This window comes from Roseixanthobacter liquoris (assembly GCF_043195135.2).
In the GTDB taxonomy this organism is placed as follows: domain Bacteria; phylum Pseudomonadota; class Alphaproteobacteria; order Rhizobiales; family Xanthobacteraceae; genus NCEH01.
The window spans coordinates 1437485-1462600 of record NZ_CM195537.1; the positions used below are offsets into that span (position 1 = coordinate 1437485).

General features: G+C 66.3%; 20 protein-coding genes. 14 read left to right on the plus strand and 6 right to left on the minus strand.

Annotation, left to right across the window (positions count from 1 at the left end; translation table 11 throughout):
* The first annotated feature begins 134 nt into the window (after positions 1–134).
* Positions 135–1415 (plus strand): 5-aminolevulinate synthase, encoded by a 1281-nt coding sequence (hemA, locus tag V5F84_RS06480; protein WP_394042251.1) that lies wholly within the window; start codon positions 135–137, stop codon positions 1413–1415.
* Positions 1416–1690: 275 nt separating this feature from the next.
* Here hemA and V5F84_RS06485 read toward each other — a convergent pair whose 3' ends face one another.
* Entirely contained in the window at positions 1691–4498 is a 2808-nt protein-coding gene (locus V5F84_RS06485; protein ID WP_394042250.1) for a [protein-PII] uridylyltransferase, read from the minus strand.
* 197 nt (positions 4499–4695) lie between these two features.
* On the opposite strand from V5F84_RS06485, the gene V5F84_RS06490 reads away from it, so the two are divergent.
* A complete protein-coding gene (locus V5F84_RS06490) occupies positions 4696–6975 on the plus strand; it encodes a transglycosylase domain-containing protein (protein ID WP_394042248.1) in 2280 nt (759 codons plus the stop codon).
* Positions 6976–6990: 15 nt separating this feature from the next.
* On the opposite strand, the gene V5F84_RS06495 is transcribed toward V5F84_RS06490, so the two are convergent.
* The 4 genes from V5F84_RS06495 to V5F84_RS06510 all read right to left on the minus strand — a co-directional run bounded on the left by V5F84_RS06495 (position 6991) and on the right by V5F84_RS06510 (position 9863).
* The gene (locus V5F84_RS06495) at positions 6991–7290 is read right to left on the minus strand and encodes an SDR family NAD(P)-dependent oxidoreductase (protein WP_394042247.1); all 300 of its coding nucleotides are present in this window, start codon (positions 7288–7290) and stop codon (positions 6991–6993) included.
* Complete coding sequence (locus tag V5F84_RS06500; protein WP_394042246.1) at positions 7287–7658, minus strand: aldehyde dehydrogenase family protein; 372 nt, start codon at positions 7656–7658, stop codon at positions 7287–7289. The genes V5F84_RS06495 and V5F84_RS06500 overlap by 4 nt, the downstream gene beginning before the upstream one ends.
* A 273-nt stretch (positions 7659–7931) precedes the next feature.
* The gene (locus tag V5F84_RS06505; RefSeq protein WP_394042245.1) at positions 7932–8738 is read right to left on the minus strand and encodes an enoyl-CoA hydratase-related protein; all 807 of its coding nucleotides are present in this window, start codon (positions 8736–8738) and stop codon (positions 7932–7934) included.
* A gap of 81 nt (positions 8739–8819) precedes the next feature.
* On the minus strand, positions 8820–9863 hold the full coding sequence (locus tag V5F84_RS06510; protein WP_394042244.1) for a LacI family DNA-binding transcriptional regulator: 1044 nt from the start codon (positions 9861–9863) through the stop codon (positions 8820–8822).
* A gap of 185 nt (positions 9864–10048) precedes the next feature.
* Here V5F84_RS06510 and V5F84_RS06515 point away from each other — a divergent pair, with 185 nt between their 5' ends.
* The 10 genes from V5F84_RS06515 to V5F84_RS06560 all read left to right on the plus strand — a co-directional run bounded on the left by V5F84_RS06515 (position 10049) and on the right by V5F84_RS06560 (position 20581).
* Complete coding sequence (locus V5F84_RS06515) at positions 10049–11269, plus strand: CaiB/BaiF CoA transferase family protein (RefSeq protein ID WP_394042243.1); 1221 nt, start codon at positions 10049–10051, stop codon at positions 11267–11269.
* Positions 11270–11350: 81 nt separating this feature from the next.
* Entirely contained in the window at positions 11351–12646 is a 1296-nt protein-coding gene (locus V5F84_RS06520) for an extracellular solute-binding protein (protein ID WP_394042241.1), read from the plus strand.
* Entirely contained in the window at positions 12643–13560 is a 918-nt protein-coding gene (locus V5F84_RS06525; protein ID WP_394042240.1) for a carbohydrate ABC transporter permease, read from the plus strand. Before V5F84_RS06520 ends, V5F84_RS06525 begins: the two co-directional genes overlap by 4 nt.
* Entirely contained in the window at positions 13557–14423 is an 867-nt protein-coding gene (locus V5F84_RS06530) for a carbohydrate ABC transporter permease (protein WP_394042238.1), read from the plus strand. The genes V5F84_RS06525 and V5F84_RS06530 overlap by 4 nt, the downstream gene beginning before the upstream one ends.
* 32 nt (positions 14424–14455) lie before the next feature.
* Positions 14456–15553 (plus strand): ABC transporter ATP-binding protein, encoded by a 1098-nt coding sequence (locus V5F84_RS06535; RefSeq protein WP_394042237.1) that lies wholly within the window; start codon positions 14456–14458, stop codon positions 15551–15553.
* Positions 15554–15609: 56 nt separating this feature from the next.
* On the plus strand, positions 15610–16068 hold the full coding sequence (locus tag V5F84_RS06540; RefSeq protein ID WP_394042236.1) for a MaoC family dehydratase: 459 nt from the start codon (positions 15610–15612) through the stop codon (positions 16066–16068).
* Positions 16068–16856, plus strand: coding sequence for an SDR family NAD(P)-dependent oxidoreductase (locus V5F84_RS06545; RefSeq protein WP_394042235.1), 789 nt, complete (start codon positions 16068–16070; stop codon positions 16854–16856). Before V5F84_RS06540 ends, V5F84_RS06545 begins: the two co-directional genes overlap by 1 nt.
* A gap of 32 nt (positions 16857–16888) precedes the next feature.
* Positions 16889–17854, plus strand: a complete 966-nt coding sequence (locus V5F84_RS06550; protein ID WP_394042234.1) for a dihydrodipicolinate synthase family protein — start codon at positions 16889–16891, stop codon at positions 17852–17854.
* Between the two features lie 72 nt (positions 17855–17926).
* Positions 17927–18691: an SDR family oxidoreductase gene (locus V5F84_RS06555; protein ID WP_394042233.1), complete on the plus strand. Its 765-nt coding sequence runs from the start codon at positions 17927–17929 to the stop codon at positions 18689–18691.
* 384 nt (positions 18692–19075) lie between these two features.
* On the plus strand, positions 19076–20581 hold the full coding sequence (locus V5F84_RS06560; RefSeq protein ID WP_394042232.1) for an MFS transporter: 1506 nt from the start codon (positions 19076–19078) through the stop codon (positions 20579–20581).
* Positions 20582–20629: 48 nt separating this feature from the next.
* Here the strand turns inward: V5F84_RS06560 and V5F84_RS06565 are convergent, their stop codons facing one another.
* On the minus strand, positions 20630–22345 hold the full coding sequence (locus tag V5F84_RS06565) for an L-lactate permease (protein WP_394042231.1): 1716 nt from the start codon (positions 22343–22345) through the stop codon (positions 20630–20632).
* Between the two features lie 429 nt (positions 22346–22774).
* Between V5F84_RS06565 and V5F84_RS06570 the strand changes: the two genes are divergently transcribed.
* Positions 22775–23674 carry a LysR family transcriptional regulator gene (locus tag V5F84_RS06570; RefSeq protein ID WP_394042230.1) on the plus strand — a complete coding sequence of 300 codons (900 nt, stop codon included), beginning with the start codon at positions 22775–22777 and terminating at the stop codon, positions 23672–23674.
* A gap of 156 nt (positions 23675–23830) precedes the next feature.
* Complete coding sequence (locus V5F84_RS06575) at positions 23831–25048, plus strand: pyridoxal-phosphate-dependent aminotransferase family protein (protein ID WP_394042229.1); 1218 nt, start codon at positions 23831–23833, stop codon at positions 25046–25048.
* Positions 25049–25116: the final 68 nt, after the last annotated feature.

A 25116-nucleotide genomic window follows, 5' to 3' on the forward strand; every position in this document is an offset into this window, starting at 1 on the left:
CGTTGGATCGCCGCGCGTCAGGCACACCCCTTGATCGAGGTCAAGGGAGGGAGCAATGTGCCCATCTAAGATTAGAAGAATTCGCGTTCGCCGGTGAGCTTCGCCTTGTGTTGCACCCCTTGACTGGGTTTTCCATGGACTACGATCAATTCTTTAGCGTCGCTGTCGACGCCCTGCGTCGCGAGCGCCGCTATCGGACCTTCGCCGAGATCGAGCGCAAGGCGGAGCGTTTCCCGCGTGCCATCTGGCATTCCGCCGGCGGCCCGCGCGAAATCGTGGTGTGGTGCTCCAACGATTATCTCGGCATGGGCTGCCACCCCGTGGTCATCGAGGCGATGCGCGAATCGGTGTCGAAGCGCGGCGCCGGGGCCGGCGGCACGCGCAACATCTCCGGCAACAGCCACGAAATCGTCCAGCTTGAGCGCGAACTCGCCGATCTGCACGGCAAGGATGCCGGCCTCGTGTTCACGTCCGGCTATGTCTCGAACGAGACGGGCATCTCCACCATCGTCAAGCTGATCCCCGATTGCGTGGTCATCTCCGACGAGCTGAACCACAATTCCATGATCGAGGGCGTGCGGCGCGGCGGGCGGCAGAAGGCCATCTTCCGCCATAACGACCTTGCCCATCTCGAAGAGCTGCTCCAGGCGGCGGGTGATCGGCCCAAGCTGATCGTGTTCGAGAGCGTCTATTCCATGGACGGCGACATCGCCCCCATCGCTGCCATCTGCGATCTCGCTGAGCGCTATGGCGCCATGACCTATCTCGACGAAGTGCATGCGGTTGGCATGTATGGCCCGCGCGGCGGCGGCGTTGCCGAGCGCGACGGCGTCATGCACCGGGTGGACGTGATCGAGGGCACGCTCGGCAAGGCGTTCGGCGTGATCGGCGGCTATCTCACCGGCAAGCGCGTGGTGATGGACGCGGTGCGTTCCTATGCGCCGGGCTTCATTTTCACCACCGCCCTGCCGCCGGCGGTCGCCGCCGCCGCCACGGCCTCCGTGCGGCACCTGAAGAATTCGCAGGCGGAACGCGACGGCCAGCGCGCCCAGGTGGCGAAGGTGAAGGCCGCGCTCGCGGCTGCCGGCCTGCCGCAGATGGAAACGCCCACCCACATCATCCCGCTGATGGTCGGCGATGCGAAGGCGTGCAAGGCGGCGAGCGACGTGCTCCTGGCCGAACACGGTATCTATATTCAGCCCATCAATTATCCGACCGTTCCGCGCGGCACGGAGCGCCTGCGCATCACCGCGACCCCCCATCACGACGACAAGCTGATCGCCCAACTGGCGGAAGCCCTGAACGACGTGTGGTCGCGGCTCGATCTGCCGCGGGTCAATACCGCCGTCACCGAGCGCCCCCTGCGGGCCATGGCCGGCGCCGCGCCGATCCCGCTGCCCATCGCCGGCGGCTGATCGCCTCATCTTCCGCGAAAACGCGTTCCATCGGCCGGGCTTGTCCCGGCCGATCTGTTTTGATGGCCCCCTCACCCGCCCCCTCGTCCCGACCCAGGGGGCCCCTCACCTCTCCCCCACGGGGAGAGGTCGGCCGCGCAGCGGACGGGTGAGGGCGCGCATCGCAGAATAAGACTTTCTCCGGCCCCTCACCCCAACCGTCTCCCCCGCGGGGAGAGGGGGTACGGTGGTTTGTGCGGCGCCTTAGGCTTTCGTGAGCGCACCCGGCCGCAGCCTCAGGCGGGGATGGCGCGGCGCGGCGGCTCTTCCTCGTCGAACGAGCCTTCGAACACCGTGATCAGCGCGCGCCGGATCGCCGACTGGCGCGCCGCACCGGTGATCTTCGCGCCCATCAGGTCGGTGACATAGAACACGTCCACCGCCCGCTCGCCGAACGTCGCCACATGGGCCGAGGCGATGTTCAGGTTGAGCCGCGACAAGGTGTTGGTCAGTTCGAACAGCAGGCCGGGCCGGTCGAGGCCGGACACCTCCACCACCGTGTGCCGGTTCGACCAGGCATTGTTGACCGTCACTTCCGGTTCCACCGAGAAGGTGCGCCGCGCCTTGGGCAGCTTGCGGGCCATCACTTCCGGCAGGCGCACTTCCCCGGTCAGCGCCTTCTCGATGGAGACGCGGATGCGCTGGGCGCGGCGTTCCTCGTCCTCGTTGCGGTCGAAGGCGCGGCGGATGGCGATGGTGTCCAGCGCCAGCCCGTCGGTGGTGGTGGAGATCTGCGCATCCACAATGTTCGCCCCCGCCGCCGCGCAGGCGCCGGCGATCACCGACAGAAGCTTGGGATGGTCGGGGGCGAGCACCGTCAGTTCGGTGATGCCGCGTGCCGGCTCGACATCGGCATGGGTGGTGAGCGTCTGCCCGGCGGCTTCCATCTCGGTGATGAAGCGCGCGTGGCGCACCTTGGTGTCGAGATCGGTGCGCAGCCAATAGGAGGGGTAATGACGCGCCGAATAGGCACTTACATCCTCCTCGCTCCAGTCGCTCAAGGCATGGCGCAGCTGGGCCTGGGCGACCTTGACGCGCTTGCCGCGATCCACCTCCGAGAAGCCGCCGGTCAGCATGGGCTCGGTTTCATAATAGAGCGTACGCAGGAGCTGCGCCTTCCAGCCGTTCCAGGTGCCCGGCCCCACCGCGCGGATGTCCGCCGTGGTGAGGATGGTCAGCAGCTTCATGCGGTCGAGATTCTGCACCACGGCGGCGAAATTCTCGATGGTTCGGCGGTCCGAGAGATCGCGCGACTGAGCGACCGTGGACATGACGAGATGCTGTTCCACCAGCCACGCCACGGTCTCCGTCTCGGCCGCGCTGAGGCCGAGGCGCGGGCACACGCGCCGCGCCACCCGGGCACCGGCGATGGAATGATCCTCGGGCCGGCCCTTGGCGATGTCGTGCAGCAGCAGCGCCACATAGAGCAGGTGGCGCTGGGGCTTCAGCGTCGCCATCAGCTCGTTGGCGAGCGCGTTTTCGGGATTGGTGTTGCGCTCGATCTCCGAGAGGATGCCGATGCAGCGCAGCAAATGCTCGTCCACCGTATAATGGTGGTACATGTTGAACTGCATCATGGCGACCACCTTGCCGAACTCCGGCAGGAAGCGGCCCAGCACACCCACTTCGTTCATCCGCCGCAGCACGGTTTCCGGCGTGTTCTTGGAGCAGATGATCTCCAGGAACAGGCGGTTCGCCTCCGGATTTTCGCGCAGCTTCTGGTCGATCAGGGAAAGCGAGCTTGCGGCCAGGCGCATGGCATCGGGATGCAGCGCGAGGTTGCGCTTGTCGGCGATGTGGAACATGCGCAGGAAATTCACCCCGTCGCGCACGAACACCTGATCGTCGGCGACGTTGAGGCGCTCGGTGTCGATGACGAAGTCAGCGCTCTCCTTCAGCTTGGTGCGCTTGGTGCCGCTGCGCAGGCGGTCCACCATGCCCTTGAGGCCGGGCACCGGCTTCTCGTGGCGCGCCTCAAGCCCGGCGGAAAGGATGGCGGTGAGATCGCCCACGTCCTTCGCCACCAGGAAATAATGCTTCATGAAGCGCTCGACGTCGCGCTGGCCGGGATGCTCGGTATAGCCGAGGCGCTGCGCCATTTCGCGCTGCAGGTCGAAGGAGAGGCGCTCCTCCGGCCGTCCGGTCAGGAAATGCAGGTGGCAGCGCACCGACCAGAGAAAATCCTCGCAGCGGGTGAACAGCCGGGCTTCATCGCGGGTGAACACGCCCTTGGAGACCAGTTCGCCGGTGGAGCGCACGCGGTAGACGTATTTGGCGATCCAGAACAGCGTATGCAGGTCGCGCAGGCCGCCCTTGCCGTCCTTCACATTGGGCTCGACCAGATAGCGCGACTGGCCCGCCTTGCGCAGGCGCTCCTCGCGCTCGGCCATCTTGGCGGTGACGAATTCGGTGGCGGTGCCTTCCACCACTTCCTTGTCGAAGCGGGTTTCCAGATCCTCGAACAGGGCCTTGTCGCCCACCAGGAAGCGCGCCTCCAGGATCGAGGTGCGGATGGTGATGTCGGCGCGCGCCTGGCGCAGGCATTCCTCCACCGAGCGGGTGGCGTGGCCCACCTTCAGGCCGAGGTCCCACAGCATGTAGAGCATGGCCTCGGCGACGCTCTCGCCCCAGGCGGTCTGCTTGTAGGGCAGCACGAACAGAATGTCGGTATCCGACCCCGGCGCCAGCATGCCGCGCCCATAGCCGCCCACCGCCACCACCGCCATGCGCTCGGCGCGGGAGGGATTGTCGATGGGGTAGAGCACCGTGGTCGCCACTTCGTGAACGGCGGCGATGATCGCATCCTGGAGCGAGGAGAGGCGCACCGAGCAGCAGCGCCCGCAGCCGTCCTCCATCAGCAGGCGCTCTGCCTCCACATTCCCATCGCAGAGGGCTTGTTTCAGGCGGGCCACCACCGCGCGTCGAAGATCCACCTCGCGTCCCGCATGGGCCTTGGCGATGTCGAGGACCTCGGCCTTCATGAGGCGGCCCAGAAACGGCTCGCCGATGGTGCGATGACCCTTGGGAATGCGGAGCGTGCTCATGCCAGATACCGGGCGGCCTGAATTCTTGCGGCCCAAAAGCGAGCCGAGCTTTCCGCTTTATCCCAATCGCGCGGCGCCGTCACGGCGCGCTGCGGGGATAAGCGAGGAGGTTTTTCACCCCCGCCATTAACCGCCCCTTAAATGGCCGCAATCGAAGGTCGTTTAGGTCTGCGCAGCGAGCGGCGGACGGAACATTCATGGCGTGGAGAGGCAAAGGCGAGGGGGAACGGCGGGAGCCTCTGTTGGAGCGCCCCGAGAGCCTGTTCGACATTCGCCTCGACGCGACCGACCGGCCCGGCGGCGTCCCTTATGAGGAAAAGCCGCGCGGTGCTCCGGGAAATGTGAAGACCCGCCGGCGGGCCGAACCTGGCTTTGCCCGTGGCGAGGAGCCTGAGGAGGACAGCGCCGTCACCCCTCGCCCGTCCCGAGCCACCGCAATGCGCGGCGAGAGCCGTCACGAACGCGCCGCCGAGCCCGCGCGCCGGGCCGAGCCGCGCGGCAAGTCGCGCAAGCGCCGGCGCGGCTTCTTCTCGCTGTTTGGCCTTATCAAATGGGGCCTGATTCTCGGCCTGTGGGCGTTGCTCGCGGTGGCCGGCGTGGTGGCCTACGAGGCGTCCAAGCTGCCGTCGATGCAGACGCTCATGGTGCCGAAGCGTCCGCCCACCGTCATGATCCAGGCGGCGGACGGCAAGCCGCTGGCCACCCGCGGCGACATGGGCGGCGCCGCCGTGCCCTTGAAGGAACTGCCCGCGTATCTGCCCAATGCGTTCATCGCCATCGAGGATCGGCGCTTCTATGACCATTGGGGCATCGATACGGTGGGCCTTGCCCGTGCCGTCTTCACCAATCTCACCTCCGGCCGGGTGCGCCAGGGCGGCTCGACGCTGACCCAGCAACTCGCCAAGAACCTGTTCCTGACCCAGGAGCGCACGTTTGCGCGCAAGATCCAGGAAGTGGTGCTGGCGCTGTGGCTGGAGAAGAAATTCTCCAAGTCCGAGATCCTCGATCTCTACATGAACCGGGTTTATTTCGGCTCCGGCGCCTATGGCGTGGAAGCGGCGGCTCAGCGCTATTTCGGCAAGTCGGCGCGCAATGTGACGCTCTCGGAAGCGGCCATGCTGGCCGGCATTGTCAACGCCCCGTCGCGCCTTGCGCCCACGCGCAACCTCAAGGCCGCACAGGACCGCGCCGCGCTGGTGCTCGCTTCCATGCGCGAGCAGGGGCTGATCAGCCCCGACATGGCCAAGACCGCGCTCGCGCGCCCCGCCACGGTGGCCAAGCCGACCGGCCCCGAATCCATCGGCTATGTGGCCGATTGGGTGATGGAGCAGCTGGATTCCTACGTGGGCGAATTGTCTGGCGATGTGACGGTGCGCACCACCGTCGATGCGAACCTGCAATCGGTCGCCCAGGCGGCTGTGAGCGATACGCTCGCCAAGTCGGGCGCGAAATACGGCGTCGGCCAAGGTGCGCTGGTCTCGCTCGATACAGACGGCGCCGTGAAGGCGTTGGTGGGCGGGCGCTCGTATGAAGACAGCCAGTACAACCGCGCCGTGACCGCGCGTCGCCAGCCGGGCTCCTCCTTCAAGCCCTTCGTCTATCTCACGGCGCTGGAGCGCGGCCTCACCCCCGATACGGTGCGCGAGGATGCGCCGATCCAGCTCAAGGGCTGGCGGCCGGAGAATGCCAGCCATGAATATCGCGGGCCGGTGACGCTCCAGACCGCGCTCGCCTTGTCGCTCAATACGGTGTCGGTGCGGCTCGCACTGGAAGTGGGGCCGAAGGCCATCGTCGCCACCGCCAAGCGTCTCGGCATCGCCTCCCCGCTCGATCCCAATCCCTCGATCGCGCTCGGCACGTCGGAAGTCTCGGTGCTGGAACTGGCGGCGGCCTATACGCCGTTCGCCAATGGCGGCATCGGCGTCATCCCGTATGTGATCGATAGCGTGAAGGGCGCCGACGGCAAGGTGCTCTATGCCCGCACCACGTCCGGGCCGGGCCGGGTGATCGCGCCGGAATACGTCTCCATGATGAACCACATGATGGAGGAGACGCTGATCTCCGGAACTGGCCGGCGTGCCGAGCTTCCCGGCTGGGACGCGGCCGGCAAGACCGGCACCTCGCAGGATTATCGCGACGCTTGGTTCGTCGGCTACACCGCCCGCTTCGTCACCGCGGTATGGCTGGGGAACGATGATTCCTCGCCCACCAAGAAGGCATCGGGCGCCAATCTGCCGGCCGAGATCTGGAGCCGCTACATGAAGGTGGCGCACCAGGGCGTGCCCATGACGGAACTGCCGGGCGGGGCGCGTTCGCCCGGCTTCGGCCTGCCGCTGCCCCCCGGCGTTGTGCCGGACGAGGCGCCGCCCGCCGTCGTCGGCCAGATCCCGCAACAGGCCCCGCCCCCCCCGCAGCAGGACGAGCCCATGACGCTCGACCGCTGGTTCGTGGACACGTTCCTGGGGGGGAGACGGTGAGGGTCGGTGCGTTCGCTACCTGAGGCCGACCTTGTCCGGCGGCGTCTTGTCGGGTCCAAACATCAGCCCGGCCTCGCGGAAGCCGCCATCGACGTTCAGCGTATGGCCGTGCACGTAGCGGCTTTCATCGGATGAGAGGAACACCGCCGCGTCCGCGATCTCCTCGGGCGTTCCGTACCGATTCATGGGGATCAGATAAGTGTAGGCGGCGCGGGTGGCGGCGTCGTGGGCATATTTCGCCATCTCCGTCTCGATGGCGCCCGGGGCAATGTTGTTCACATTGATGCGGTGCTGGGCAAGTTCCACGGCCATCACCTTGGTGAGCAGTTCAAGCCCCGCCTTGGCGGCGCCATAGGCCGCCCGGCCGTCACGCGGATGTCGTTGCGGGCGAGCTTCATGGGCTTGCCGGTATCGGCCGCCTCGATTTCCGCCAATTCCTCCAGATGATCGAGGATGAGGAGGCCGAGCTTGCTCAGCAGCCGTCCCCGCTCCAAAGCCGCCATTGCGCCCCACACGGTCTGGAAGGCGTTGCGGGCGGCGTTCACCGCCAGATCGATATCGGCTTCCCCGCCGCGCGCGATATGCCCGATGGTCGCCCCGGTGCTGGGATCGAGCACCGGCAGCACGTCTCCTGACGCAGGGGCGATCCACCGGCCGTCGATGAAGACCTGATCCTGGCCCATACGCTTCCTCCTGAATTCTCATTCTTGCGTTTTGTGAATGCTCCTACGCCGGTCGTGCATTCGACAATGCGGAAAAATGAGAACGACCATTCGGAAAAACTTAACGGGCAGCCTTCGCTGGCGGCTCGCCGATCCCCGGCGGTTCCTGCGCCGCGATTCCTGGGGTCGGGGCGGCCAAGCGCCGAAACCTCGGAAAAATCGCTCATCGAGAGGGCGGGCAGGGTCCCAGCCCACCCTCCGCGCGTGCACGGACCGCTCGGTGCTGCCGGCCGATCATTGCCCCTGAAAGCGCGGCGGGCGCTTTTCCGCGAAGGCGGCCATGCCCTCCTTCTGATCTTGCGTGGTGAAGGCGTGGCGGATCGCCCGGCGCTCCACCTGCAACCCGGCCGCGAGCGGCGTGTCGTAGGCGGCGAGAACGGCTTCCTTCACAAGACGCGCGGCGATCGGCGGCTTGGTCGCGATGATGCGCGCAAGTTCGCTTGCGCGCTCAAGCGCCTGGCCCGGGGGAACCACTTCCGCCACGAGGCCCGCCGCGAGCGCTGTCGCTGCGTCAATGGGTTCGCCCGTCAGCATCATCTTCATGGCGAGCGACTTGCCGGCGACGCGCGTGATGCGCTGGGTCGCGCCGTCGCCGGGCAGGATGCCGATGTTGATCTCCGGCTGGCCGAAGCGGGCAGTCTGCGAGGCGATGATCAGGTCCGTCAGCATCGCGAGTTCATGCCCGCCGCCGAAGCAGATCCCCTCGACGGCCGCGATCAGGGGCTTGGGGAAGGCCGCGATCGCATCCCATGCCGCCTGGCGACCGGTGTGTTCCAGCGCCGAGAAGCCCCAGGAGAGCATTTCGGTGATGTCCGCACCGGCGCAGAAGAAGGCCGGTCCGCCGGTCAGCACCACGCAGCGGACCTGCGGGTCGGCCGCAGCATCCGCGCAGAGGCCCGCCAGTTCGATCAGCAGTGCGCGGCTGAGGGCGTTGCGTTTCTGCGGGCGGTTGAGCGTGAGGACGACCACCCCGTCACGGGCAGGCTCGGCGTGCACCAGCGGTTCGGAGGCGAGGGACGGGCGGGCAAGCGACTGCGGCATGGACAGGCTCCGGAATCGATTTCATGAAAACGTTTTCTGAAACTCGATATAGCAGAAGATGCCGGCGCCGGTACAGCCTCGTCACACCCGGGCGAGGCGCCTTGAACTGGTGGTGCGGGCCTTGGCGGTCGTGCCGCGGATCACGATCCGAAACGGCAGGTCGGTGACCGAAGGTATGGGCAGGCCGGCGATGGCGTTGATAAGGTGATCGGCCGCGCCCCGGCCGATTTCGGCGGCGGGAATGCTCACCGTCGTCAGCGGCGGCTCGAGCTGGGACGAGAGTTCGATATCGTCGAAGCCGGTGATGGACAGGGCCGCGGGAACCTGGATGCCCATGGCCCGCGCCTCGGTCATCGCGCCCACGGCGAGGGTGTCGGTGGTGCAGATGATGGCGGTGATCTGCGGATGCGATTTCATTAATTGCTGCAAGCCCATACGGCCCTGCACGAGGGAGTGTTCGGCTTTGATCAGGCGGCTCTTCGGCAGCGCGATGCCCGCTTCCTCCAATGTCTTCAGAACGCCGGCGAGCCGGGCGCGGGAGCGGTCGTTCGCGGCGGGCACGTTGGCGATGACGCCCACCTCGCGATGGCCGAGGCCGATGAGATAGCGTGTCATCTCCCGCGTCGCCGCCTCGTTGTCGATGCCGATGGCCGGGGTGCCGCGCTTCGAATGGGCGACATAGGTAATGACAACCGGGATGCCGTGTTTCTTGATGAGGGCATGGACCTCGTTTGAAGAGGAATCGCCAACCAGAACAATGGCGTCTACGCCGCGCTCGATCAGCGCGCGCACCTCTTGCAGCTCCTTCTTCAGATCGTACTGCGAATTGGCAAGAAGCAAAGTATAGCCGTGTTCGCTGAGGCGATTTTGCAAGGCTTCGACACCCTCGGCGAAGATGCTGATGCCAAGCGTGGGCACGACCGCGCCGATGGTATGGGTGCGGCCGGACTTGAGGGCCCGCGCGGCGGCATCGCGCGTATAGGAAAGGCTTGCCACCGCTTGGGAAACCTTATCGCGCAGTTCGGGGCGGACGATGTCGGGGTGGTTCAGCACGCGCGAGACGGTAGCAAGCGAAACTCCGGCGAGCTTTGCGACATCTTCCAGCTTCGTCTTGTGTTTGATCAAGGAATACGCCCCTTAAAACCGGAGTTTCCGCCGAACTTTCAAAACCTTTCGACATTCGAGTATGCCGGAACCTTCCCCTCGAGGTCCATAAGGGTTGACAGCCCCTCAACCCATTTCTATCCTGAAATCGTTTTCAGAAACAGCCCGCCGCACGGGCTTTAAAAAAATCAAATGGGAGCGAGGCGTTGGACCACCTCAAAGGCATTCGAATCCTCAGCTTCAACCATTTCCTGATGGGCCCCGTGGGCATCCAGCAGCTGGCCGACCTCGGCGCCGACGTGATCGCCGTGGAATCCACCGAGGGCGCGTTCCAGCGCAAATGGGGCGGCGCCAACAAGGACGTGGGCGGCCAGACCATGCTGCTGCTCGCCGGCAACCGCAACAAGCGCAGCCTCGCCCTGAACCTGAAGGACAAGCGCGGCCTCGCCATCGCCCGCGAGCTGATCGCAACCGCCGATGTGGTGGCGGAGAATTTTCGCCCCGGCGTCATGGACAAGCTGGGCCTCGGCTATGAGGCGGCCAAGCAGATCAAGCCCGACATCATCTATGCTTCCGCCTCCGGCTATGGCGCGGACGGGCCTTACGTGAACAAGCCGGGGCAGGACCTCATCATCCAGGCCATGTCGGGCCTTGCCACCATCACCGGCACCCGCGAGCACGGGCCGCGCGCGGTCGGCGTCTCGGCGGTGGATCATCACGGCGCGGCCCTGTTCGCCAGCGGAATCATGGCGGCGCTGCTGGGTCGCATGCGCACCGGCAAGGGCTGCAAGGTGGATGTCAGCCTGCTCTCCGCCGCCATCGATCTCCAGCTGGAATCCTTCACCTGCTATCTCAACGGCGCACGGCCGGACGATGTCCGCCAGCCCGGCAATATCTCGGGCTGGTACTACGGGGCGCCCTACGGGATTTATCCGGCGCAAGATGGGCATATCGCCATCTCGCTCGGCTCGCTCGAAGCCCTCAGCGCGGCGCTGGACATTCCGGCAGATCAGCGGGTCGCCGATGCCCAATGCTACACGCATCGTGACGAGGCGACGCCCGCGATCGCCGCGGCGGTCGCCGCCCGCACTCTCGCCGAACTTGTGGCGGCCTTCGATGCCGCCGGCATCTGGCATGCGCCGGTGAACGATTATCCGGCGGTGGTGGAGGACCCCCAGGTGCGCCACAACCAGAGCTTCCAGACTATTACCGGCGCGACCGGCGATCCCATCACCCTGGTCACGCATCCGATCCGCTATGACGGGCAGGCACCGCAGATCAAGCTTCCGCCGCAGCCGCTCGGCGCGCAGACCGCCGATATCCTGGCGGAGATCGGCTACGACGCCGCGGCGATCGACGAGATGCTCGCGCAAGGCATCGTCGGCGCGCCGGCGAAGGCCGAGGCGGCGGAGCCCGTCTGCGCCTGAACCGCCGCGCATGGTTTCAGAACAACGGCGTCACACGACCGGGAATCCGGCGAGACACTTTGGCTTCGGGGAGGAGCAAACATGAGTAAAGACAAATCGTTGCGCCTATTGGCCGGACTGGGGCTGGCGGCGGGCCTTTCGGCCCTCGCGCCCAGCGCGGCCTCGGCCGCGACGGATCTGACCATCTGCTACATGAACCATCCGGTTCAGACGGCCAACCTGGCGATCCTGGAAAAGTGGGCCAAGAAGCAGGATATCAACCTGACCAAGACGCCCATGTCTTATTCCATCTATCTGCCCAAGATCACGCAGATGCTGGCCAATAATTCGACAGGGCAGTGCGACATCATCTGGCACAATGACGATTGGGGCCAGGACTGGGCGCAATACCTCGTCTCCACCGACGATATTCCCGAGATCAAGAACGTCGCCGAGGGTCAGCTCGAACCCTTCTTCAACGAGAAGGGCCAGCCGACCACGGTGCCGCTGGCGACCACCGCCGGCATCTTCTTCTACCGCACCGATCTCGTCTCCGAAGCGGAAGTGCCCAAGACTTGGGACGATCTGGTGAAGGTTTCGCAGAAGCTCCAGAAAGAGGGCAAGGTGAAGTGGGGCTATGTGGGCGGCATGACGTTCACGAACACCTTCTTCAGCTTCTGGTGGTCGCTGTGGAACAACAATTGCGACGTCTACGCCCCCGCCTATGAGCGCGACAACGCCGTGCTCTCCAAGAACGGCTGGAAGCCCATGACGGCCGACGCCTGCCAGGTGCAGACCGCCGAATTCTGGTGGGATGCCCTGCACAAGAACAATATCAGCCCGCCCGGCATGTCCACCTATTCGCGTGATGAGGCGAACGCCATCTTCCAGGCCGGCGACGCCGCCTTCACGGTGGCGGATTCCACCTTGCTCGGCACCTATAACGACCCGAAGAAATCCAAGGCCGCCGGCCATGTGGGCATGGCCCGCTTCCCGCAGGGTCCCATGTCGAAGGAGCACCGCTCCTGGATCGACATCTGGGGCTGGTCGATCCCCAAGAGCGTGACGCCGGAGAAGCAGAAGGCCGCGAAAGCCCTGCTCGGCGCCATGATGACCGATTACGAGGGCCAGATCGCCCAGTGGGAGCAGACCGGCGGCCCGCCGCCCAACAGCAAGGTGTGGGCCATGCTCGACAAGTCCGACCCGGTGTGGCGGCAGGTCAAGGGCATCCTGTTCGACTCCGCCCATGTGCATGACGCTTATTACTTCCGCAACTGGGCGGTGGTGCATAAAACCTATTCGGATATCCTGATCAAGGCCGTCACCGGCGCGCGGGAAGACATTCCCAAGGTGCTCACGGAAGGCGCGCCGGCGATCCAGCAAGGGGCCATGCGATGAGCATGGCGCCGGTGCGCGCGGCCCACCGGCCGCGCCTGCTCGGGGAGAAGGAGCGCTTCATGCTCCTTCTCATCGCGCCTGCCGCCCTCGTGCTGCTGTCGTTCGAGGTGGTGCCGATCCTCATCGGCATGAACGCCTCGTTCCGCGACTGGTCGCTGGTCAATCCGCAAAAGACCTGGGTGGGGCTGCGCCATTATGTCGAGGTCTTCACCGACCCCGTGTTCCTGAAGATCGTGTTGCCGAACACCTTCATCCTCATGGTGTCGTCGGTCACCCTGTCGCTGGTGTTCGGGCTCGCGCTCGCGCACCTGCTGAAGCGGCAGTTCTTCGGCCGCATCCTGATCCAGACCGTGGTGCTGCTGCCGCTGACCATCGCGCCGGTGATCACGGCGACCATGATGCGCTGGTCGTTCAACGATCAGTTCGGCATCCTCACCAATCTGCTGGCGGTGATCGGCGTGCCGCAGGTGGGCTGGCTCTCCGAGCGCTGGCCGAGCTTCATCATCATCATCCTCACCGACGTGTGGATCTGGACTCCGTGGTTCACCATCATCCTGCTGGCGGCGCTCCAGGGCCTGCCCAAGGAGCCCTATGAGGCGGCGCAGATCGATGCCGCCAGCAAATGGGGCATCTTCACCCACGTCACCTTGCCGCTGCTGCGCCCCGTGATCGCCGTGTGCGTGCTGATCCGCGCCATCGATGCGTTCCGCACCTTCGATCAGGTCTGGGTGCTCACCGGCGGCGGGCCCGCGCGCAGCACGGAGGTGTTCTCCGTCTATGCCTATGTGGAGGCGTTCGTGAATCTCGATCTCGGCCGCGGCGCCGCGGCCGCTGGCGCAGGCGCCATCATCATGCTGGCAGTGGGCCTCGGCCTCTATGCCATCGTCAACCGCGCCATGGAGGTCTCCCGATGAGCCTGTCGCTCGCCGTCTCCTCCACCGGTCCCCGCGCCCAGGCGGGTGGGTTTCTGGGCCTGCTCGGCGTCGCCGGCCGGCGGGTCTTCTTCGCGCTGGTGGTGGTCGCGATCCTGATGATTTTCATCGGGCCGGTGGCGATCCTGCTGCTCACCTCCGTGCGTCCGCCCTCGGGGGTCTATTACATCTGGCGCGGCTGGGAATTCACGCTCGACAATTTCGCCGAGGTGCTGGCGCAGCCGGTGGTGCTGCATTCCATGTGGAACAGCTTCGTCCTGTCCTCCATCGCCACCGTCGCCTCGCTCGGCGTCACGGTGGGCAGCGGCTATATGCTCTCGCGCTTCACCGGGCCCATTCAACGCAGCTGGTTCGGCATCATCTATGTCTTCCGCACCGTGCCCTACATCTCGTGGGTGCTGCCGCTGTACCTGGTGACGACCAATCTCGGCATCTACGACACCTATCTCGGCCTGCTGCTGCCCCACGTGGCGGTGCACGTGTGCTTCTTCTCCTGGATCATGAAGGGCTTCTTCGACAGCATCAGCCCGTCCATGGAGCATGCGGCGCTGATCGACGGCTGCACCCGCTGGGGCGCGTTCTGCCGGGTGGCGCTGCCGTCCGCGATGCCGGGCATCGCCGCGCTCGCCATCCTGTCCTGGCTGTGGACCTGGAACGAGTTCCTGTTCGGCCTCATCCTCACGGCGCAGCGCACGCCGGTGATCACCGTCACCATGGCCCAGTTCGTCACCGAAACCGGCACCGAATGGCACCTGATGAGCGCGACCGCCGTGCTCGCCATGCTGCCGGCGCTGCTCATCACGATCTTCGGGCAGAAATACGTCGTCCGCGGCCTGCGCATGTAGGCGAACGGACGCATCAGGGAGGGTTTTTCCAAATGGCCGAAGTCATTCTGCAAGATCTCTGCAAGACCTACGGTGCGCTGCATGTGGTGAAGGACGTGAACCTGCATATCCAGGATCGCGAATTCCTGGTGCTGGTGGGGCCGTCCGGCTGCGGCAAGTCCACCACCCTGCGCATGGTGGCAGGCCTGGAGGGCATCAGCACCGGCACGATCCAGATCGGCAGCACGGTGGTGAACGACCTGCCGCCGAAGGACCGGGACATCGCCATGGTGTTCCAGAATTATGCGCTCTACCAGCACATGACGGTCTACGACAATCTCGCCTTCGGCCTGCGCAACCGCAAGGTTTCCGAAGACAAGATCAAGCAGGAGGTGATGCGCGCCACCGAGATCCTCGGCCTCGGCCCGCTGCTGGCGCGCAAGCCGCAGCAATTGTCCGGCGGCCAGCAGCAGCGCGTGGCGCTGGGGCGCTGCATTGTGCGCCACCCGCAGGTGTTCCTGTTCGACGAGCCGCTGTCCAACCTCGACGCCAAGCTGCGGGCGCAGATGCGCGTGGAACTGAAGCGCCTGCGCGAGCGGGTGGAGACCACCTCCATCTATGTCACCCACGACCAGGTGGAGGCCATGACGCTCGGCGACCGGGTGGTGGTGATGAAGGACGGCTGCATCCAGCAGGTGGGCACGCCGCTCGACATCTACAACCGGCCGAAGAACCGCTTCGTCGCGAGCTTCATCGGCGCGCCGGCCATGAACTTCCTGCCGGTGGACATCGTCCAGAAGGGGGATTTCTTCCACGCCGAGGCGCAGGACTTCTCGATCCGCCTGCCGCCGCAGCGCGCCGAGGTGTTCGCCCGCACCGCGCGGCGTCCGGTCACGCTCGGGGTGCGGCCGGAGCAGGTGTGCTTCGGCCCGTGCCCGGCCGGGCATGAGACCGCCTTCTCCGCTCCCGTGGAAGTCACCGAGCAGCTGGGCGCGGAAATGGTGATCGGCGTGCGCGCCGGCGACACGCTGATGATGGCCTCGCGCATCGCGCCGGAGGCGCCCATCGCCGTGCACGACCATGTGCCGCTCTGGCTCGATCCGCGCGGCCTGCATTTCTTCGATCGCGACAGCGAGGAAGCCATCAACTGACGGGCGGTTTTGAGCGACCGCGTCCCGCCGAATTTCTTCTGACCGAGGACCAAGACATGACTGTGATGCACGCCAAGGTGGGCGACAAGGTGAAGTTCTCAAAGACCGTCGGCGAAAGCGACGTCTATCTGTTCGCCGGGATCACCGGGGATCTCTCCGGAAACCACGTGGACGACGAGTTCATGAAGAACTCCATGTTCGGCCAGCGCATCGCCCATGGCGCGTTGCTGGTGGGCTACATGTCCACCGCTTCCACGCGCATGATCGAGAAGAGCCTGGAGCAGGGCATCGATTCCACCCCGGTCTCGCTCGGCTATGACGGCATCCGCTTCGTGAAGCCGGTGTTCTTCGGCGATACGATCCACGTCACCTACACCATCGCCGAAGTGGATGCCGAGCGCCGGCGCACGCTCGCCCAGGTGGATGTCACCAACCAGCGCGGTGAGACCGTCGCTGTCGGCAAGCACCACATGAAATGGACGCAGAACGCGCAGACCGCAGAGCGGGCCGCGTGATGGCCGAGGGTCAACAGGCAAGGCCGCTGGAGGGCCGGGCCGCCATCATCACCGGCGCCGGCGCCGGCATCGGCCGCGCCATCGCGCTGCGCCTCGCCGCCGACGGGGCACGCGTCGGCGTGATCGACCTCGATCCGAAGGCGGCGGTGCAGACTCGGGATCTGATCCTCGGCGCCGGCGGCGAGGCTGCCTCCGCGCGCGCCGATGTCGCCGATGCGCCGGACATAAGCGATGCCATCCATGCCCTGCGCGATAGCCTTGGGGGGCTGGACGTGCTGGTGAACAATGCCGGCATCATGCGGCTCGGCGCCATCGCGGACCTGCCCAAGGCCGAATGGGAGGCGATGTTCCGCATCAATGTGGACGGCATCTTCCACGCCTGCCAGGCGGCGGTGCCGCTGCTGGCGCAGGACGGCGCGGGCCGCATCATCAACATGTCGTCCTGGCTCGGAAAATCCGGCAAGGCGTTCTACGGCGGCTATTGCGCCACGAAGTTCGCGATCCTCGGCCTCACCGAGAGCCTGGCGCTGGAACTGGCGCCCCGCCGCATCACCGTCAACGCCATCTGCCCCGGCATCATCACCGACACCGCCATGCGGGCGCGTGGCGAGGAAGACGCGCTCCAGCTTGGTCTTGAGGGCTCCGACAAGCGCGTGGCGGCGATCCCGCTCGGCCGGCTTGGCGTGCCCGAGGACGTGGCGGGCGTCGCCGCGTTCCTGGCCTCCGACGCGGCCGCTTATATGACCGGGCAAGCCCTGACCGTCGCCGGCGGCCTCTGGCGCCACTGAACCCCGCTCGAACCTCCACAGGAGTGCTGAACATGCCCCGTTTCAAGGATTACGTGCCCGCCGGCGTCATTCCCGCCACGCTTCTGGCGCTGAACGAGGATTTTTCCATCAACGAGGGTGAGACCCGCCGGCACCTGCGCGATGTCGCCGCCGTGGAGGGCCTGTCGGCGATCACGGTGAACGGCCATGCTTCCGAGGTGCATGCCTGCACCTTCGAGGAGCAGAAGCGCATCCTCGCCGTCTCGCTGGACGAGATCGGCGCGCGCCTGCCGCTGATTTCCGGCGTCTATGCGGACGGCACGGCGGAAGCGGCGCGTCTTGCCCGCATGGCGGCGCAGGAAGGCGCCTCCGCTTTGCTCGTCTTCCCGCCTAACACGCTCTCCATGGGCGGCCACCTGCGGCCGGAAATGGCGATCGCGCATTACAGCGCCATCGCGGAAGCTGCGCCCGACCTGCCGATCATCTGCTTCGCCTATCCGGAAGCCTCCGGGGTGCACTACCCGTTCGACACGCTGCTGAAGCTGTTCGAAAAAGTGCCGAGCATCCGCGCCATCAAGGATTGGTCCAACAATCCCATGCTCCACGAGCGCCACATCCGCACCTTCCAGGCGCTGGGGAAGCCGGTGAACGTGCTGACCACGCACTCCTCCTGGCTGATGGCCTCGCTGACCATGGGCTGCAACGGCCTGCTTTCGGGCGCCGGCAGCGTGATCCCGGATCTTCAGGTGGCCTTGTGGCGGGCGGTGCAGGCCGATGATCTGGCGCTCGCGCAGGAGATCAACGACCGCATCTATCCGCTCGCCCAGGCCTTCTACGCGCCGCCGTTCCTCGACATGCACAACCGCATGAAGGAATGCCTCGTGATGCTCGGCCGCCAGGAGCGCGCGGTGGTGCGCGCGCCGCTGATGAAGCTGCCGCAAGCCGAACTCGATCGCCTGCGCCGGGCGCTCACCGAGGCGGGTGTCACCCGCGAAGGTGCCCTTGACAGAGCTGCGTGAGCGCATGCGACCTTGCCGGCCGGGGCGCTCCCCCCGCGCCTTGGCCGGCAAGATTTTTCAGGCGAGGAAGCCATGGGTCGGTTAAGCAACAAGGTGGCCGTCATCACCGGCGGCGGGTCCGGCATCGGGGCGCGGGCGTGCCTGCTGTTCGCACATGAAGGCGCCCATGTGACGGTGGTGGATCGCGACGAAGAGGCGGCCTTCACCATCGCGACGCGGATCGTGCAGGAAGGCGGCGCGGCCCATGCGGTGCGGGCCGATGTCTCGAACGCCGACGACATGCGCGCCGCCATAGACGGCATCGCGGCCGCGCGGGGGCGCATCGACATCCTCGTGAACAATGCCGGCTACGGCATTCCCGGCAGCGTGGTCGAGACCGAGGTGGAGGATTTCGACGCGCTGATGGCTGTGAACGTGCGCGGCGTGTTCCTCGGCTGCAAATACGCCATTCCCCACATGGTGCGGCAGGGCGCCGGCGTGATCGTGAATACCGCCTCCGCGGTTTCGACGGTGGGCATCCGCGACCGGGCGGCCTATGTCACCTCGAAGGGGGCCGTGGCTGCCATGACCCGCGCCATGGCGCTCGATCATGTGGACCAGGGCCTGCGCATCAATGCGGTCGCCCCGGGCACGATCGAATCCCCGTTCTTCGACGAGATGTTCCGCACCAGCCCCGACGCCGCCGCGCTGCGGGCGGGCCTTGAGGGGCGCCAGGCCATGAAGCGCCTTGGGCGACCGGACGAGATCGCCAACGCGATGCTGTTCCTCGCCAGCGACGAATCCAGCTTCTGCACCGGCACGTTGCTTGCCGTCGATGGCGGCTGGACCGCCCAATAAAGGGCGGCGTCGCCCTCCTTTCGGACCCGCTCCGTCGGACGAAAGGCGATCACCTCTGTGTGATTGACCGGGCGGCGTGCTCGCCCGCGCCGCGCCGGCCGAAGCCGCGGGGGCTTGTCGCCACAAGGGCGGTGGCGGGCCGGGCCGGCATTCAGAACCCAGGGCGGGTCCGCCCGCGCAAGCCATGCAAAATTGTGCCTTGTGCGCAACGGGACCCGGGGCTCTTTTGCCGCTGACGCAGGCTCCATGCCGGCGCGAGCCGCCAAAAGCCTTTGAATTAAAGCGCCGTTCCCGCGTTCGATGGTCGCGTCCGAGCTGCGTGCCGGCGACATCTCCCCTGTTGAACCGGGTCCGGGTGCCCTGATTTCGCGAGCCCGACCGCCGATGTCCGTCGAAGTTCCCCAGAGCCACCGCGTCTATCTCGTCGCGTCCATCCTGCTGAGCACGTTCATGGTGGCCGTTGAATCGACCATCATCGCCACCGCCATGCCCAGCATCGTCGGGCAGTTCGGCGGGTTCGGCCATTACAGCTGGGTGTTCTCGGCCTTCCTGCTGGCGCAGACCACGACGACGGTGATTTACGGGAAGCTTGCCGACATCTTCGGCCGCAAACCGGTGCTGATCGGCGGCACGCTGCTGTTTCTCGTCGGTTCGCTGTTGTGCGGGTTTGCCTGGTCCATGTTCTCGCTGGTTGTGTTCCGCCTGCTGCAAGGCATCGGCGCGGGGGCGATCCAGCCGCTCACGATCACCCTGGTCGGCGATCTCTATCGCCTGGAAGAGCGGGGCCGCGTGCAGGGCATGCTGGCGAGCGTGTGGGCCGGCTCGGCAGTGGTCGGCCCGCTGGTCGGCGGCCTGCTGGTGGATTACGTCTCCTGGGCCTGGATCTTCTGGATGAACCTGCCCATCGGCCTTCTCTCGGTGGCGGGCTTCGCCTTCTTCCTGCACGAGAAGGTCGAGGCGCGGACGGCGCGGATCGATTATCTCGGCGCCGGCCTGTTCAGCGTGTCCATCGCCTCGCTGCTGATCGTCCTGAGCGAGACCGACGGCACGCTCTCGGTGCTCGCGGGGTTCGCGGCGCTGTTCGTGGTGTTCGGCCTGCTGTTCCTGAGGCAGGAACGCCGGGCGGCCGAGCCGATCATCTCCTTCGATCTGTGGCGGCGGCGGCTGATCGCGACCTGCAACGTCACGGCGCTGCTGGTCGGCATCCTGCTGATCGGCCTCACCACCATCCTGCCGCTCTATGTCCAGGGCGTGCTCGGCTATTCGCCGGTGACGGCGGGGCTGGCGCTGACCATGCTGATTCTCGGCTGGCCGCTGGCGGTGAGCCAGTCGATGCGGCTTTACCGCGTGTTCGGCCTGCGCCGGGCGCTGCGGGGCGTGAGCCTGATGTTGCCCGCCGGCTGCGCCATCCTGCTGTTCCTCACCCCAACCAGCCATCCGGTGCTGGCGGGCATCGGCTCGTTTGTGGTCGGCATCGGCATGGGCACCACCAGCTTCACCTGCATCGTGCTGATCCAGGAGAGCGTGGAATGGTCCATGCGCGGCAGCGCCACCGCCTCGAACATCTTCGCGCGCAGCCTCGGCAGCGTGCTCGGCGCCACCGTGGTGGGCGCCATGCTCAATCTCGGCCTGCTGCATTTCTCGGGCGCCGCCCTGGCGCAGCGGGTCCACGAGGTGCTCGGCCAGACGACCGGCCTTTTGGCGGTGCACGACGATGCCGCCGTCATGGCGGTGTTCGAGCGGGCCCTGCACGTGACCTTCTGGGGGGTCTTCCTGGTCGCGCTGCTCACGGCGGCGGTGACCTGGCTCATACCGGTCCACGTGGCGGTGGGGGATGCGCCCGAGCCGCATGCCGCCGCCGCCTCCCTCGGCGACATGGCGGGCGAGTGAGCGGACGGCCACGGCGCGTTTCGCCGTGGCCTGTTTGCGATGGGCGGATCAGTGGATGACCATCGCGGTGAAGGGCCACACATAGGCCTGTAGCATGATCAGCCCGCCCACCAGTGCCGCCAGCACGATGGAATGCCAGAACACGAAGCGCAGGATCTTGCCCTCGTTGCCGGAATAATTGGTGGCTGTGGCCGCCACCACGATAGATTGCGCGTCGATCATCTTGCCCATGACACCGCCGGAGGTGTTGGCCGCGCCCATGAGGATCGGCGAGAGGCCGAGTTGCTGGGCGGCGATCTTCTGCAAGCCCCCGAACAGCACGTTCGATGCGGTGTCCGATCCCGTCAGTGCGACACCGAGCCAGCCGAGCAGGGTGCCGAAGAAGGGGTAGAAAACGCCGCTGCCGGCGAAGGCGAGGCCGAGCGTTGCGTCCACGCCGCAATATTTGGTCAGCGTGCCGAGCGCCAGCATGGCCGCCACTGTGATGAGCGAATAGCGCAGCACCCAGAGCGTTTCGCCATAGGCTGAAACCAGCCGGCGCGGCGCATAGCGCATCATGAGGCCCGCCACCAGCGCCGCGAGGAAGATGCCGGTGCCGGTCATGGTGAGGATGTTGAAGCTGAAGACCGCGCCTTCCAGGCCTGCCTTGGGCACCACGGGCGGCACCTTCTGGATCAGGTTGTGCAGCCCGTCGATTGGCCATTTCGGAGCGAACAGCGGGTTGACCAGATCCTTGAAGGTCTGCGTGCCCCACAGGAATACGAAGACGCACAGGATGATCCACGGCATCCAGGAGCGCAGCACCGCGCCGGGGGGCGTGCGCGAGAACCCGCCCGCCGGGGTGGCTGCGGCCCCGAGGGCGACCGGGGCGGCGACCCGCGCGGGCTCGTCGCCGGGCCGGTTGCGCAGACTTGGGCTTTCCCAGATCTGCCGGGGGCGCCACACCTTCAGGAACCCGACGAGGCACGCCATCGAGACCAGCGCCCCCACCACGTCCACCAGCCAGGGCCCGTGGAAGTTCGAGACCAGGAATTGCATGCCGGCGAAGGAGGCGCCGCACACCAGGATCGCGGGCCAGATCTGCATCATTCCGCGGAAGCCGGCGAAGGTCCAGATGAGCCAGAACGGGACGAGGAGCGAGAAGAAGGGCAATTGCCGCCCCACCATGGCGCCGAGCAGGAAGGCGTCGTGCTCATTATTTCCGGTCAGCTGCATCACCGAGGCGAGGGTGATGATGGGCGTGCCCAGCGCGCCGAAGGCCACCGGCGCCGTATTGGCGATGAGCGCAAGCCCCGAAGCGGCCAAGGGCGAGAAGCCAAGGCCGATGAGGATCGCCCCCGTCACCGCCACCGGCGTGCCGAAACCGGCGGCACCCTCGAAGAAGGCGCCGAAACAGAAGGCGATCAGCAGCAACTGCAGGCGTCGGTCGGGGACGATGCCGGCGATGGATTCCTGCAAGGTCTTGAACGACCCGTTCTCCACCGTCAGCCGGTAGAGGAAGATCACGTTGACGATGATCCAGCCGATCGGAAACAGGCCGTTGAGCATGCCGAGAAATGCCGCTTTGCCGGCCATGGCCGGGGGCATGGTGAAACCGAAGACGCAGACCGCGAATGCGGCGGCAAGTGCGATCAGCGCTGCCACATGGGCCTGCACATGGCCGAAGGCGATGAGCCCTAGCAGCAGGACGACCGGAATGGCCGCAATCAGCGTCGACAGCAGGGCGCTGCCGAACGGGTCATACACCTGTGTCCAGATTTCCATCGGGAAGGCTTCCTTTTTATGAACAATGGGTTGTGGCGCCGCACGGGCAATGGCGGCGCGGCGCAAGCGTGCGCTCGCGGCATCGGAAATCCGCGGGACGTCAGGCATGGAAAAGGTGTTCGCAGCCAAAGGCGGCGGGGGCACTTCTGGCGAGAATCGAGCCCTGCCGGCTGGGGGCGGCCCGGCGGCGTCAGCCCGTGATGGCGGACAGCACGGATGGCCCGGGCCGCCCCTTGCGCCGTTCGGGAGGTCGCAGGGCGCGGACGTGACTTGACGTCCAGGTAAAAGGAACTTTCAGTCGCATGTGCATGATCTGTCCCCGCGGATTCAAATCCGTCTGGTTAGGTCATTCATCCTGCGGCCGACGCGCGCCGTTGTGTATTGTCGCCCACGCGCCACTTAATTGCGCTCAGACTAATAGAGGCGCGTATGGAGATTCGCCAATTCCGTTACTTCGTCGCCGTGGCGGAGCATCTCCATTTCAGCCGGGCGGCCGAGCAACTCGGCATCAGCCCGCCCTCCATGACCAAGCAGATCCAGGAAATCGAGCGCGAGCTCGGTGTGCGCTTGTTCCAACGCACCAAGCGTTCGGTGCACCTCACGACGGCGGGCGAGATCTTCCTCGACGACGCGCGCCGGGTCATCCAGCAGGCGGAGCGGGCGGAGGAAACGGCTCGGCGCGCCGGGCGCGGAGAACTCGGCCGCATCGAACTCGGGTATGTGGCCTCAACCGCCTATGCCGGGGTCTTGCAGCAGCAGGTGGCGACCTTCCGCGCCGCCCATCCGAGCGTGGAGGTGAATTGCCGCGAGGTGGCTATGGACCTGCTGCCGGAAATGCTCGACGATGGCCGCATCGACGTGGCGTTCCTGCGCCCGCCGATGGCCTATCCGCCGGGGATCCTCTCGGTGACGCTTCTGCGGGACCCGTTCGTGGTCGCGATTCCCGACGGGAACGCGCTGGCCGCCCACGACGAGATCGCGCCGCAGGCCTTGCGGGCGGAGACCTTCATCCTGCCGGAACAGGATGCCGGGACGCTGGAGGTGGCGCGGCGGGGCGGCTTCGAACCGAAGCTCGGCCCCCGGCCCGGAAGCCTCACCGCCGTGGTGGTGCTGGTGTCGCTTGAGGTCGGTGTTGCGGTTATTCCCAATTCACTGCTGCGCGCGGTGACCATCGAGCGCGTCACCTATCGCCCGCTGGCGGGGCCGCAGATCCTCTCGGAAATCGCGGTCGCCTTCCGGCGCAGCGAATGGGCGCCGGCCACCCAGGCCTTCATCGCGCAGATCCGCGGCGTGGCGCGCAGCCTTCCCGCCGAGGGGCGGACGATTTAAATTAGCCTCAAGGCAATTATTTCGCGCATCATTTTCAATTCACAGTAAAAAATCGCGATGGGATAGTTCCTTTCAAGGTTCGTCGAGCGGATCGCAAACAGGCCAAACGGCCGGCGACAGGCGTGCCGCGGCGCTCGACGCGCGAATGGAGGAACCATGCTCACTCTCGATTTCCATCCCTCGGGCCGCCATTTCCTTCAGATTCCCGGTCCGAGCCCGGTGCCGGATCGCCTGCTGCGGGCCATGAGCTATCCTACCATCGACCATCGCGGGCCGGAATTCGGCGCGCTGGGGCTCAAGATCCTCGAGGGACTGAAGCGCATCTTCAAGACCGCGCATCCGGTCATCGTCTATGGCGCATCGGGCACCGGCGCCTGGGAAGCGGCGCTGGTAAACACGCTCAGCCCCGGCGACACGGTGCTGATGTACGAGACCGGGCATTTCGCCACCCTCTGGCACGAAATGGCGCTGAACCTCGGGGTGAAGCCCGAATTCATCGGCCTTCCCGGCATCGAGGGATGGCGGCGCGGCGTGCAGGCGGCGATGATCGGCGAACGCCTGCGGGCCGATCGCGAGCATCGCATCAAGGCGGTCTGCGTTGTGCACAATGAGACCTCCACGGGCGTCACCTCCGACATCGCGGCGGTGCGCCGGGCGATCGACGCGGAAGGCCATCCCGCGCTGCTGATGGTGGACACCATCTCCGGCCTTGCCTCCGCCGATTATCGGCACGACGAATGGGGCGCGGACGTCACCATTTCCGGCTCCCAGAAGGGCCTCATGCTGCCGCCGGGCATCGGTTTCAATGCGCTGTCGCCGAAGGCGCTCGCAGCCAATGCTTCGGCGACCTTGCCGCGTGCCTATTGGGACTGGGCCCCGATCCTTGCGGCCAATGCCACCGGCTATTGGCCTTATACCCCCAACACCAACCTGCTCTACGCTCTCAGCGAAGCCATCGAGATGATCGAGGCCGAGGGGCTGGACACTGTGTTCGCGCGCCACCAACGGCTGGCGGAGGCGTGCCGCGCGGCCGTCCGGGCCTGGGGGCTTGAGATCCAGTGCGCGGACCCGAGCGTCTATTCGCCCGTGCTCACCGGTGTGATCACGCCGCCAGACGTCGATGCCAATGCGGTGCGCCAGGTGATCTACGAGGCGTTCGATCTTTCGCTGGGCACCGGCCTCGGCAAGATGCGAGGCCGCATGTTCCGGATCGGCCATCTCGGCGACTGCAACGACCTCTCGCTCCTGGCCGCCCTCGGCGGCTGCGAGATGGGGCTGAAGCTCTCCGGCGTGTCTCTGGCCGGCAGCGGCGTGGTGGCCGCGATGGATCGCCTCGCGCGTCCCGTGCCGCGCCCCGCCGCCAAGGTCGCCTGATGCCGTGACCCCGGGTCCGGCTCCCCATCGCCGGGTCCTCCTTCCCTCGCGGGCGGCGGTTGAACGTC

Coding starts and splice junctions, on each gene's coding strand:
- V5F84_RS06570 (WP_394042230.1), top strand. CDS start 22,775: ATGGAGATTCGCCAATTCCGTTACTTCGTCGCCGTGGCGGAGCATCTC.
- V5F84_RS06540 (WP_394042236.1), top strand. CDS start 15,610: ATGACTGTGATGCACGCCAAGGTGGGCGACAAGGTGAAGTTCTCAAAG.
- V5F84_RS06535 (WP_394042237.1), top strand. CDS start 14,456: ATGGCCGAAGTCATTCTGCAAGATCTCTGCAAGACCTACGGTGCGCTG.
- V5F84_RS06500 (WP_394042246.1), bottom strand. CDS start 7,658: ATGGGCCAGGATCAGGTCTTCATCGACGGCCGGTGGATCGCCCCTGCG.
- V5F84_RS06565 (WP_394042231.1), bottom strand. CDS start 22,345: ATGGAAATCTGGACACAGGTGTATGACCCGTTCGGCAGCGCCCTGCTG.
- hemA (WP_394042251.1), top strand. CDS start 135: ATGGACTACGATCAATTCTTTAGCGTCGCTGTCGACGCCCTGCGTCGC.
- V5F84_RS06505 (WP_394042245.1), bottom strand. CDS start 8,738: ATGCCGCAGTCGCTTGCCCGCCCGTCCCTCGCCTCCGAACCGCTGGTG.
- V5F84_RS06545 (WP_394042235.1), top strand. CDS start 16,068: ATGGCCGAGGGTCAACAGGCAAGGCCGCTGGAGGGCCGGGCCGCCATC.
- V5F84_RS06555 (WP_394042233.1), top strand. CDS start 17,927: ATGGGTCGGTTAAGCAACAAGGTGGCCGTCATCACCGGCGGCGGGTCC.
- V5F84_RS06575 (WP_394042229.1), top strand. CDS start 23,831: ATGCTCACTCTCGATTTCCATCCCTCGGGCCGCCATTTCCTTCAGATT.
- V5F84_RS06490 (WP_394042248.1), top strand. CDS start 4,696: ATGGCGTGGAGAGGCAAAGGCGAGGGGGAACGGCGGGAGCCTCTGTTG.
- V5F84_RS06550 (WP_394042234.1), top strand. CDS start 16,889: ATGCCCCGTTTCAAGGATTACGTGCCCGCCGGCGTCATTCCCGCCACG.
- V5F84_RS06525 (WP_394042240.1), top strand. CDS start 12,643: ATGAGCATGGCGCCGGTGCGCGCGGCCCACCGGCCGCGCCTGCTCGGG.
- V5F84_RS06560 (WP_394042232.1), top strand. CDS start 19,076: ATGTCCGTCGAAGTTCCCCAGAGCCACCGCGTCTATCTCGTCGCGTCC.
- V5F84_RS06485 (WP_394042250.1), bottom strand. CDS start 4,498: ATGAGCACGCTCCGCATTCCCAAGGGTCATCGCACCATCGGCGAGCCG.
- V5F84_RS06520 (WP_394042241.1), top strand. CDS start 11,351: ATGAGTAAAGACAAATCGTTGCGCCTATTGGCCGGACTGGGGCTGGCG.
- V5F84_RS06530 (WP_394042238.1), top strand. CDS start 13,557: ATGAGCCTGTCGCTCGCCGTCTCCTCCACCGGTCCCCGCGCCCAGGCG.